The sequence below is a fragment of the Streptomyces spiralis genome (genome assembly GCF_014654675.1).
Taxonomy (GTDB): domain Bacteria; phylum Actinomycetota; class Actinomycetes; order Streptomycetales; family Streptomycetaceae; genus Streptomyces; species Streptomyces spiralis.
Window position 1 is genome coordinate 1 of the sequence record NZ_BNBC01000018.1, and the last position, 12,073, is coordinate 12,073.

Below are 12,073 nucleotides of genomic sequence, written 5' to 3' on the forward strand. Positions count from 1 at the left end.
CTTCCGGCCAGCACGCCGAGAGCACGCACCGGACGCCGCTCCTTGACGGGCAAACGTTGCCTGCCGGGGCACTAGCCGTCGAAGCCGTCTCGGACAATGCGACGGGCCACCGCGACGCGGGCCCCGGCGAGTTCAGCGGCGATTCGGCGCTGCCGTTCGTCGTCCGTCACCACGGCAGCGGGTGCGGACGGGCCGATGAGCAGACACGTACGTCTGAGGTGTGTCGGCGGGTGGGTCGCGTCGACGCTGTGCCCGCGCCGAACGCCGACACGTCGCTGCCGCTCGTACTCGTAGTCGGGGATTGATGCCATGTGAGTTCTGAGCCGCTCCCAGATTTCCTCCGGCTCGGCCTCGACCGCTCGGGTGCCGCGCGGTCCGGCGAGGGCGGCCTGGCTGGCCTCCCGTCGGAGGGCGACGGCGGCGGACTCACCAACCAGCAGCCGGTCCATCAGGCCCACGGCCGCCTCGGTGGACGCCGCGCGGGCGGCCGCGCGGTCGGCAAGGTACTCAGCTCGCTGGGTGGCCCGCAGCGTCAGGTGGTCCAGCAGCGACAGCACGCCCTGGAGGAGCAGACGGGGCACGATGTAGAGCAGGTTGATGAGCATTTCGGTGACGGACGGTTCGGCTATCGGGGTGAAGTAGTAGTGCCAGGTGGTCAGTGAGCGGTACGCCGTCGACACCACCAGACCTTGGCGTGTGTCGCCGTTGCTGTAGTGGGCGAGTTCGTGGCCCAGCAGTGCGATCCTCTGCTGCGCCGTGAGGATCTCCCACAGAGGCAGCCCCAGCGTCAGCACTCGCCGCCCGCGCACACCGTGGACCATGACACTCGCGTTGACGTTCGCGTCGACCCTGACCTCGTCGACACCGCGGGTGCCGACCACCCGGGCGACCTCGTCGGCCAGCGCGTAGAGCTCGGGCGCATCGCCACGGTGCAGTGCCAGGTCCGCCTTGGGCAACCGCGCGGCCCGCGGTCTGAGGGACCACGCGACCGCCAGGAGGAGCAATCCCGGTACCATGCCCACACCGCCCCATTCGCGTACCAGCCACCAGACCCCGCCGAAGGCGAGGGCCACGGTGACGCCGTGTACGGCGAGGGTGATTGCGAAGGCGAGCAGCGAGGAGGCGTCGCGTCGGGCGCGCAGGCTCCCGTCGGCCGTCACCTCTGCCAGGAGCTTCTCGCCGTGCCGTCGCGACAGGGCACGCCGCGCCCTGTCCAGCCGGTTCCGCTCCTGATGCGGCGTTTCCGGGTCCACGTTCCAGTCACAGGCCGCGCACCAGGCGACGTACCTGCTATCCGCACGGATCTCCGCCCCGCACTCCGGGCACGACTGAGATCTCTCCTCGGCGGTGCGCACGGCTGCGCCCTCCCCCATCCCCGCGCCCCCTCCCCAGAAGCCTGTCCTCGACACTCCGAGTCGATCATTGGAGGCCGCCTACGTATAGGCCCTCCGTGGCAGTAAGGCCCCTCTGTGATTCAAACGAAACCCTCTGGCTCAAGGCGGTGATCCGGTGGTTGTCGGACTCGTCCGCGACTCTCGGGCTTCTGGCCGTGCACGAGTGGACCGGGGTGACGCTGCCGACGGGGTACGTGGGTGCCATGGGTGCCCGCGGACCCCGTCGTCGTCATGAGCAGACCTTGCCGTTTCTCGGCACCGAGCCGTACAGGAGGTAGGCGTTCACTGTCGAGTCCACGCAGTCGCTGCCGCTGCCGTAGGCTCCGTGGCCCTCGCCCTTCCAGGTGAGTTCGACTCCGACGCCCTTGCCGAGTTCGTCCGCCATCTTCTTCGCGCCCTCATAGGGGGTCGCCGGGTCCCCGGTGTTGCCGATCACCAGGATGGGGGCTGCCCCCGGCGCGCTGACCTCAGGGGTGTCGTACTGTCCGGGCACCGGCCAGTCGTGGCACCAGCCCGCCGTGTCCCAGGCCATGTACTCGCCGAAGACGGGCGAGATCTTCTCGAATCGGGGCAGCAGCTTCTTCGTCTGTTCGGGGGTCGGCCGCTGTTTGTCGTCCAGGCACGATATGACCCGTTGGGCGTGGGTCGTCGTGCCGTAGTGGCCCGAGGTGTCGCGCTCGTTGTAGGCGTCGGCCAGCGACAGCAGTCCGGAGCCGTCCCCCTTCTCCGCAGCGTCCAGGGCATCGGTCAGCGCCGGCCAGCTGTTCTTGCTGTACAGCGGGGTGACGATGCCGGTCAGTGCCAGCGTCTGCGTCAGCTTCCGCCCGGAGGGTGTGGACAGCGGCTTGGCGTCGAGGCGCTTCAGCAGGTCGGCGATCCTCCGGGAGCCCCGCGCGGGGTCCTCGCCGGTGGACTTCAGGTAGTCGTTCAGCGCCCGCTGGAAGCCCAGGGTCTGGTTCATGGCGTGGCCCACCGAGTCGGCGCTCGGGTCGACGACCGCGTCCAGCACCAGCCGCCCCACCTGCCGCGGGAACAGGTGGGCGTACACACCGCCGAGTTCGGTGCCGTAGGAGATGCCGAAGTAGTGCATCGACCGGTCACCGAGGACCTGCCGGATCAGGTCCATGTCGCGGGCCGTGTCGGTCGTGGAGACGTGTGCGAGCAGCTTTCCGGCGGCCTTGGCGCAGCCCCTGCCGAAGTCGGCCGCGTCATCGAGGTAGGTCCGTTCCTCGGCCGGGGTGTCCGGTGTCGCGTCGATCGCCTCGGCGGCCTGGATCCGCCGGTCGTCGCGGCAGCGGACGCCCTCACTTGCGCCGACCCCCCGCGGGTCCCAGCTCACCAGGTCGTACCGCTGCCGGAGGGTGCCGACCGCGGAGCCGTACGCGGGCAGTGTGGCCACGCCGGAGCCGCCGGGACCGCCGAAGTTGAACAGCAGCGAACCGGTGCGCTCACCGGTGGCCTTCGCCCGGATGAGGGCGAGGCCGATGGTCTCGCCGTCCGGCCGGGACCAGTCCAGCGGTGCCCTGAGCGTCGCACACCGCCAGTCGGCGCCCGGCGCGGGCGAGCCGGAGCCGGCCTTGCAGCGGCCCCAGTCGAGCCGCTGCGCGGTGAGCGAGGCGGGCAGCGGCCGGGACGACGCGGCGTCTTCCGGCGACGTCGTCGGTGCGGCCGCCGGGCTGGAGCGGCCTTTCCCCTCTCCGCCGGTGTCCCCGCCTCCACCGTTTGACCCGCTGCCGCACCCGGCCAGCAGCACCGCTGCGGCGACCACGGCCGTCCACTGCATGAGACGCGGCATGGCGCATCCCCCCTCCCCGACTCCCGCGGATCGGCCGCGGGCAAGCACGTCAGGCCATGGTAGGCGGCCGCCACCGCGTCCGTGGGGGCCTGTGGATAACCGTCTGACCTGGACTTTTGTGGCTAGGAGCAGACCGTCCCGGCCGCCGGGACCTTGCCGTCGAGCAGGTAGGCGTTCACCGCGTTCTGCACGCACTTGTTCTTGCTGTCGTACGCGCCGTGTCCCTGTCCCTTGTAGGTGAGTTCGACGGCGACGCCCTTGCCCAGCGCGTCCACCATCTTCTTCGCGCCCTCGTACGGGGTCGCCGGGTCGCCGGTGTTGCCGACGACGAGGATCGGCGCCGACCCGGGCGCGCTCACGTCGGGATGGTCGGCCGCGCCGGGCACCGGCCAGTCGGCGCAGGTGAGCATGGACCAGGCCAGGAAGTCCCCGAACAGCGGGGAGACGGCCCGGAACTCGGGGACCTTCCGCTGCACGTAGGCCGTGTCGTACCGCTGCTTGTCGTCGGAGCAGTTGATGGCGACGTTCGCGGAGGTGAGGTTGCTGTACTCCCCGTTCTCGTTGCGGCCGTTCAGCGCGTCGGACAGCAGCATCAGGATCCTGCCGTCGCCGGCGTAGGCCTGCTGCAGTCCCTCGGTGAGCGGTGACCACAGCTCCTTGGAGTACAGGGCCTGGGCGATGCCGTTGGTCGCGGCGCTCTGGGTCAGCTGACGCGGGAACATCCCGGGGATCGGTTTGGCGTCGAGCTTCTTGAGCAGCGCCGCGATGCGGTTCTCGACGTCCTGTGCGGAGTTCCCGATGGGGCACTTCGTGGTTGTGTCGGACACACAGGCGTGCGCGAAGTTGTCCATGGCCAGCTGGAACCCGCGGGCCTGGCCGAGCGAGGTCTGCTCGGGGGTCTGGGTGGGGTCGACGACCCCGTCGAGCACGGCGCGGCCCACGTGCCGGGGGAACAGGTGGGCGTACACACCGCCGAGTTCGGTGCCGTAGGAGATGCCGAAGTAGTACATCCTGGGGTCGCCGAGGACCTGGCGCATGAGGTCCATGTCGCGGGCCGCGTCGGTGGTGCGCACATGCGGGAGGACCTTCGCGGAGTTCTTCTCGCAGCCCGCGTTGAACTGCTCGACGTTCTTCAGGTACGCGTTCCGCTCGGCCTGGTCGTCGGGCGTCGCGTCCTGCTGGAAGTACTGGTCGAGCTGCGCGTCGCTCTCGCAGCGCACGCCCGCGCTGCGGCCCACCCCGCGCGGGTCAAAGCTGACCAGGTCGTAGCGGGTGCGCAGCTTGGCGTAGTCCGGGGCGAACGAGGGCAGCGCGCTCACGCCGGATCCACCCGGACCGCCGAAGTTGAAGATCAGCGACCCGATGCGCTTGCCGGGTCCGCTCGCCTGCGCCCGGATCAGCGCGATGTCGATCGTGTCACCCTTGGGCTTGCTCCAGTCCAGGGGCGCCTTCATGGTCGCGCACTGCCACTTGGCGCCGCCAGGCAGCGGGGAGGGAGCCGCGCCGCCGCCCTCGGACTCCGACGGGGCGGGGCAGGCCGTCCACTGAAGCTTCTGGGCCGTGAGATCCCCGCCGTCGGGGCCCTCCTTGGGTGTGTTGCCGTCGCAGCCCACCGCAAGCGCGGAGAGCAGGACGGCGGTTGCGGTCAGGGCGGCTGCGCGCAGCCCGCGGGGGCTCTGCATGTCTCCATCCTCGCGCCGAGGGCAGCCTCTCGCGTCGCGACGCGAGCCGTCCGGAGTAGTCACGACCCGCTTGCCACAAAGCGCATCTTGAGTCGCAGGAAGCCCTTGAGCTACAGGGATCCCTTGCGCGTCAGATGGTTGAAGGCCAGCCAGCCCGGCAGCACCGGCAGCCACAGCGTCAGCAGCCGGAACATCAGCACCGCGGGAGCGGCCACCTCCTTGGGCAGGCCCACGGCGATCAGACCGACCGTGAGGGTCGCCTCGACCGCGCCCACGCCGCCAGGAGTCGGGGCGGCCGAGCCGAGCGCGTTGCCGGCCAGGAAGACGACGGCGACGCTGGCGATGCTCAGTGAGGTCGACTCGTCCCCGAACGCCCGGATGGAGGCGTCCAGGCACATCACGAAGCAGGCGGTCAGCAGCAGCATGCCGCCGATGCCCGTGATCAGCTTCTGCGGCCGCTGCAGCACGTCCAGCATGCGCGGCACGACACCCGCGAAGAGCGACCGTACGCGCGTGACGACGAACTTGCGCAGGAACGGCACCGAGGTGACCACCAGCACCAGCACGGCGACGGTCAGCAGCCCCGCGATGACCGTCCGGGACGGCGACAGCGACGGCGTCTTCTCGGTGCCGGTCAGATAGCCGAACGACAGCAGCATCAGGATGTGACAGCCGAGCCCGAACAGCTGCGACGCGCCGACACTCGCCACCGCGAGCCCCGGACGCACGCCCGCGCGCTGCAGGAAGCGCGTGTTGAGGGCCACACCACCGACCGCCGCCGGCGCCACGATCTTCACGAACGACCCGGCGACCTGGGCCGCCACCGTCCGCGGGAACGGCACCCGCTCCGGCACGAACCCCAGCAGCGCCATGGCCGCCGCCACGTAGCTGAGCGCCGAGAACAGCACCGCGGCCGCCAGCCAGCCCCACTGCGCGTTGGCGAAGAGGGTGCCGAACTCGATGTGCGTGAGCTGCGTCAGCAGGTAGTACGCGCCGATGGCACCTGCGATGAAACTGATCAGCGTGCGGGGCCGCACCCGCTCCAGGCGGGCCGGCTCGACCGGCGCCTGCGGCCTGATCCGCAGCACCTGGTGGCGGATCTGGGTGAGCAGATCCTCCTCGCGGGCCTCGTCCAGGGCCTCGTCCATGGCCCGCTTCTGCGCCCGCGCCTCGGCCCGCTCGGCCTTCTTCTCCGTCTTTCTGTCCGGCTTGTCGAGGACGACCCCGGTGACGCTTCCGGTGGTGTCCTGGGCGGCCTGCTCCAGCCGGGCCTGCTTGTCCTTCCGGGACGCCTCCAGGACCGCCTCGCGCTCCCGCTGCGCCCGCTCCCGGGCCAGCCTGCGCAGTGTCGCGCGCGTGGAGCGCGTCAGTGCGATCGGCTGCAGCATCGGCAGGCAGTCGGCGACCGCGTCCGGCCCCAGCACGCCGACGGCGGACGCCACGGCGCGCTCCGCCCCCACCCGCAGCCCGAGCGTCGTCAGCAGCTGGGCGACGTCCATGCGCAGCAGCAGGTCACCGGCGGCGATCTCGCCACCGCGCAGATCGGTGAGGATCACGCTGCCGGAACGATCCACCACGATCGCGTCCCCCGCCAGTCTGCGGTGCGCGATACGCCGGGACTGCAGCGCTTGCACCTGCTGCCAGGTGTGGCGCAGCAGCTCGTCGGTGATCTCGTCGTCGGGCAGCGAGTCGAGCGTGCGCCCATCGGTGTGCTCGTAGACGAGCATCACGGCGTCGGGGCCGAGCTCGGAGGTCGCGATCAGCTTGGGGGCGTTGGCGCCGGCCGCGATCGCCGCGTACGCGAGCAGCGCCTCCTGCTCCAGGGCCTGGCGCAGGGACTGCAGGCTGCTGCGGGTGGCGAAGCCGCGCAGTGTGAGGTTGCGCCACACCCGGTAGAAGAAACCCTGCGCCTGCTGCTCACGGTCGACGACGGTGACGTCCAGCGGCGGGCCGTCCTCCAGGGTGACGAAGTAGCGCCGGCCGCGGTCGCCGATGTCCGCGGTCTCCGGCAGCTCCTCGCGGGCCGCGCTCACCGGGCGGAAGCCGACCGTGCGCAGCCCCGCCATCAGCGTCCGTCCCGTGGGACGGACGTTCGGTGAGCCGACGGCGTACAGGGTGCCGTAGGCGATGGACCAGCCGATCAGCACCGTCAGGATGATCGAGAACGGTGTCGTGTAGCCGGTGACCAGCATCGAGAACGCGTCGAGCAGCAGCACGATCCACAGCACCGAGCGCCAGCGCGGTCTGCGGGACATGCCCACCGCCGTCATGTACGCGATGACGGGGGCGAGATAGCCGTGCACGGGGTCGGTCAGCGCGTGGATGTCGCCGGGGGAGGGCTGGGTGAGCGCCTCCTGGATCGAGTGCGGGGCTCCCTTGGCCACCCACAGGTCGGTGGCCAGCGTCACCCCGTGCGCGAGGACCGCCGCCAGCACGCCGTCGGCGATCCGCAGCCCGTCCCGTTTGATCAGCCGTTCGATCGCGAAGGCGACCGGCACCAGCAGGATCGCGATGCTGGATCCCAGTCCGGCGATCTTGATGAGCAGGTCGGGCGCCTGGCCGGTGCCCTTGTTGATGTCCTGTTCCAGGCCCGAGGTGGTGCCGTGCGCGAATGCGGCGATCGCGAGCAGTACGACGATGGCGAGCACACCCACCAGCAGCCGCATCAGGTCCGAGGGGCGGTGCACGCGCGCGGGGAGCAGCGGTTCGTCGCCCTCCAGCTCGTCGATGTGGGCCACGTCTGCGATTTCGTCCGGCTTCTTCTCGGCCGGAGCCGGCGTGGGGGTCTCAGGGGCGTCCGTGGTGTCCGCGCCGTCCCTGCCGCCCGTGCCTTCGGTGTCCGGGCGCGATGAAGCCCCAGAGGTGCCCTCCGCGTCGTCGGGATGCACACCCTGCTGCTTCATGGTCTCTTCTTGGTCTCGTATCACCGGTCACCGCCCGCACGATGGTGGCATGCCCCACCGACACACGGGGACATGAGGGTGCATATGCGGGATCCGACAGTCTGCCCCAAGCGCCGTGCGGGAGCGAGGGGCACACCGCGTCACGAGCCGGTCACGCTGTCGGTGGGGTGGGGCAGGATGGGACGGATGAGCGAAGTGAGCCTTCCGGACGACGGCCGCCCCGAACGGGATGAGGCGCTGCCCGAGTACGCCGAGCGTGTTCTCGAGGTCGCCGAGCTGATCCCGCCGGGCCGTGTCATGACGTACGGGGACGTCGCGGAATGGCTGGAGGAGGGAGGCCCCCGCCAGGTCGGCCGCGTGATGGCCCTCTACGGCGGCGCCGTCCCGTGGTGGCGTGTCGTGCGCGCCGACGGTGTCCTGCTGCCGGGGCACGAACTGCGGGCGCTCGCGCACTACCGCACGGAGGGCACGCCTCTGAAGGAGGCGAGCAGGGCGGCCGAGAACCACCTGCCGCGCCTGGACATGAGGCGGGCCCGCTGGGACGGCGACGGCCGCGAACGTGAGCAGGGTCACACCTGACAGCTTCCGCCATCCGACGGGCCGATGGGGAGCCCGCGGCCACCCGTACGGGCGAATCCGGGCACGCACGTGCAATGCCGTACGTTCGTGCATCGAGGGACACACGTGACGGCAGCGTCCGCAGCGCTCCCAGTGCACCGAGGGAAGAAGGGGAAGCCCTGCTTCCGCACCGGGCGTCGGCGTAGCGTCGGCTGGACGTGTCCCCCTCACTCCGCGGCCACCGCCCTCCACGGCAGGCGGTCCGCCCCCACGACCGCGGCGCCCCGCGCCGGCAGTGACAGACCCCAGCACACCCACCAGGACCGGCGAACCACGTGAGCTCCTCTTCCTCCACCAGGCGCCTGCCGCACCCCGAGGTGCGACAGGGGAGCCGTGGCGCTTACCGACTGGTACGTACCCCGCCGGCCAAGCCGGATCCCCCTCGTCTGGACGCCGCACAGCGCGCTGTGGTTGACCATGGGGCCGGCCCGCTGCTCGTCCTCGCAGGCCCGGGCACCGGCAAGACCACCACCCTGGTCGAGTCCGTGGCCGCACGGATCGCCCGCGGCCAGGACCCCGAGCGGATCCTGGTGCTGACGTTCAGCCGCAAGGCGGCCATGGAACTGCGCGACCGCATGGCGCTGCGCACCGGGGCCGCCCGTGCCCCCCGGGCGACCACCTTCCACTCCTTCTGCTACGCCCTGGTCCGCGCCCACCAGGACAGCGGGCTGTTCGTGGAGCCGTTGCGGCTTTTGTCCGGCCCCGAACAGGACGTCACCGTCCGCGAGCTCCTGGCGGGCCAGGTCGACCTGGAGCGACTGGGTCTCGCGCACGTCCGCTGGCCCGACGAGCTGCGTGCCTGCCTGACCACCCGCGGCTTCGCCGACGAGGTCCGCGCGGTCCTCGCCCGCAGCCGCGAACTGGGCCTCGGCCCCGACGCGCTGGCGTCCTTCGCGCGCCGCATCGGCCGCCCCGACTGGCAGGCCGCGGCCGCCTTCCTCGCCGAGTACCTCGACGTCCTGGACCTCCAGGGCGTGCTCGACTACGCCGAACTCGTCCACCGCGCGGTGCTCCTCGCCCGCCGTCCGGAGGTGGCCCAGCAGCTCGCCGCGCAGTACGACGCCGTCTACGTCGACGAGTACCAGGACACCGATGCGGCCCAGGTCCGCCTGTTGCGGGCACTGGCCGGGGAGGGCCGGACCCTGCTCGCCTTCGGCGACCCCGACCAGTCGATCTACGCGTTCCGGGGCGCGGACGTGAACGGCATCCTCGACTTCCCGCAGACCTTCCCGCGCCCGGACGGCCGCCCCGCGCCCGTCGCGGTGCTGCGCACGTCCCGCCGCTCCGGCGCGGCACTGCTGGCCGCGACCCGCCTGCTGACCCAGCGCATGCCGCTCACCCGGCTCCCTGCCGACAAGGTCCGCGCCCACCGCGAGCTGATCCCGGCACGGGAGGGCGGTCGCGTCGAGGTCCAGACGTACCCGACGCCGGGCACCGAGGTGGACAACATCGCCGACATCCTGCGCCGGGCCCACTTGGAGGACGGGGTCCCCTGGAGCGAGATGGCCGTCCTGGTGCGCGCCGGCGCCCGCACCATACCGACCCTCCGCCGGGCCCTGACCGCCGCCGGGGTGCCCCTGGAGGTCGATGGCGACGACCTGCCACTGCGCCACGAACCTGCGGTGGCGCCGCTGCTGACGGCGCTGCGCGCGGTGGCGACGGCGGAGGCGGGACAGCGTCCCGGCGGGGACACAGCAGGGCAGGAGGACACAGCAGGGCAGGAGGACAAAGCAGGCGAGGAGAAGGAAGAGCAGCCTGGTCAGGAACCGGAGGCGGACTCCTGCTGGCTGGACACCGAAACCGCCCTCACCCTCCTCGCCTCGCCGCTCGCCGGGATGGACACCGCCGACCTGCGCCGCCTGGGCCGCGCGCTGCGCGAGGAGGAACGGGCCGCGGGCAACCCCCTGCCGCCGCCCTCCGACGAACTGCTGGCGCGGGCCCTGGCCGAACCCGAGCGCCTGGTCGCGCACGACCCGGTGTACGCGCGGGGCGCCCAGCGCCTCGGCGCGCTGCTCAGGAAGGCCAGGGAGCGCCTGGCGGGCGGCGGCACCGCCGAGGAGGCGCTGTGGGACCTGTGGGAGGGCACGCCGTGGCCCGAGCGCCTGGAGCGGGCCAGCCGACGCGGCGGCGCCGCGGGCCGCAACGCGGACCGGGACCTGGACGCCGTCTGCGCGCTGTTCGCGACGGCCGCCCGCGCCGAGGAACGCACCGGCGGCCGGGGCGCCCTGAACTTCCTGGAGGAGATCGACGCCCAGGACATCGCCGCCGACACGCTCACGCGGCGCGCCGTACGCCCCGACGCCGTGCGCCTGATGACGGCCCACCGCTCCAAGGGCCTCCAGTGGCGCCTGGTCGTCGTCGCGGGCGTCCAGGAGGGCCTGTGGCCGGACCTGCGCCGCCGGGGCTCCCTGCTGGAGGCCGACCGGATCGGCCGCGACGGCCTCGCCGAGCCGCTCACCCCCGGGGCCCTGCTGACGGAGGAGCGCCGGCTGTTCTACGTGGCCGCCACGCGCGCGCGTGACCGGCTCGTCGTGACCGCGGTGAAGGCACCCGCGGACGACGGCGACCAGCCGTCCCGCTTCCTCACCGAACTCGGCGTCGAACCCAAGGACGTCACCGGCCGCCCCCACCGCCCGCTGTCCGTGGCGGCACTGGTCGCCGAACTGCGGGCCACCACCGTCGACCCGCGCGTGTCCGACGCCCTGAGGCAGGCGGCCGCACGCAGGCTGGCCCGGCTCGCGGCGCTCGCCGACGACGAGGGCCGGCCCCTGGTGCCCTCGGCGCACCCCTACCGCTGGTGGGGCATGGCCGAGCCGACCGAGAGCAAGGTGCCGCTGCGCGACCGCGACCAGCCCGTCGTGCTGTCCGGAAGCGCCCTCGACCAGCTGGCCAACACCTGCGCCCTGCAATGGTTCCTCGGCCGCGAGGTCAAGGCCGACGCCCCCGCGACCGCCGCCCAGGGCTTCGGCAACGTGGTGCACGTCCTGGCCGACGAGGTCGCCTCCGGACGCACCCCCGCCGACCTCGCCGTCCTCATGGAACGCCTGGAGACGGTGTGGAACGCGCTCGCCTTCGACGCGCCCTGGAAGTCGGCCCAGGAGAAGGAGCACGCGCGCGTGGCGCTCGAACGCTTCCTGCAGTGGCATGTCCTCGAGCGCTCCGGCCGCACCCCGGTGGCCAGCGAGCACGACTTCGACGTGACCCTCGGGGCCGGTGACTACCAGGTGCGCATCCGCGGCTCCATGGACCGCGTGGAGGCCGACCGCGACGGCCGCGCCTACGTCGTCGACTTCAAGACCGGCAAACAGGCGCCCACCGGAGCCGAGGTGGCCCGCCACCCGCAGTTGGCCGTCTACCAGCTGGCCGTCCGCGAAGGCGCCGTCGACGACGCCTTCGACGGCAGGCGCCCCGAGCCCGGCGGCGCCGAACTCGTCCAGCTGCGCCAGGGCGCCGCCAAACGGGACGGCGGCGACAGCCTGCCCAAGGTGCAGGCCCAGGAGCCGCTGGAGGGCGAGTGGGTCGGCGAGCTGCTGGCCACCGCCGCCGGAAAGGTCCTCGACGAACGGTTCACGCCCACCGCCGGCCAGCACTGCGCGCACTGCGCCTTCCGGGCCTCGTGCAGCGCCCGGCCGGAGGGACGCCACGTCGTCGAGTGACGCACGTGACGCACTGCACCATGCG

At 72.1% G+C, this 12,073-nt stretch carries 6 protein-coding genes; 2 read left to right on the forward strand and 4 right to left on the reverse strand.

The features are described 5' to 3' along the window. Positions 1-71: 71 nt before the first annotated feature. From IE318_RS19565 to IE318_RS19580, 4 genes are all read right to left on the reverse strand, one after another. Positions 72-1,373, reverse strand: coding sequence for a M48 family metallopeptidase (locus IE318_RS19565; protein ID WP_189902110.1), 1,302 nt, complete (start codon positions 1,371-1,373; stop codon positions 72-74). A 250-nt stretch (positions 1,374-1,623) separates the two neighbouring features. Beyond that, positions 1,624-3,189: an alpha/beta hydrolase gene (locus IE318_RS19570; protein ID WP_189902113.1), complete on the reverse strand. Its 1,566-nt coding sequence runs from the start codon at positions 3,187-3,189 to the stop codon at positions 1,624-1,626. A gap of 122 nt (positions 3,190-3,311) precedes the next feature. Continuing rightward, a complete protein-coding gene (locus IE318_RS19575; RefSeq protein ID WP_189902115.1) occupies positions 3,312-4,871 on the reverse strand; it encodes an alpha/beta hydrolase in 1,560 nt (519 codons plus the stop codon). A 110-nt stretch (positions 4,872-4,981) separates the two neighbouring features. Further along, entirely contained in the window at positions 4,982-7,774 is a 2,793-nt protein-coding gene (locus IE318_RS19580) for a lysylphosphatidylglycerol synthase domain-containing protein (protein ID WP_189902118.1), read from the reverse strand. A 186-nt stretch (positions 7,775-7,960) separates the two neighbouring features. On the opposite strand from IE318_RS19580, the gene IE318_RS19585 reads away from it, so the two are divergent. Further along, positions 7,961-8,353: an MGMT family protein gene (locus IE318_RS19585; protein ID WP_189902120.1), complete on the forward strand. Its 393-nt coding sequence runs from the start codon at positions 7,961-7,963 to the stop codon at positions 8,351-8,353. 314 nt (positions 8,354-8,667) lie between these two features. Continuing rightward, the gene (locus IE318_RS19590) at positions 8,668-12,048 is read left to right on the forward strand and encodes an ATP-dependent helicase (RefSeq protein ID WP_189902122.1); all 3,381 of its coding nucleotides are present in this window, start codon (positions 8,668-8,670) and stop codon (positions 12,046-12,048) included. Positions 12,049-12,073: the final 25 nt, after the last annotated feature.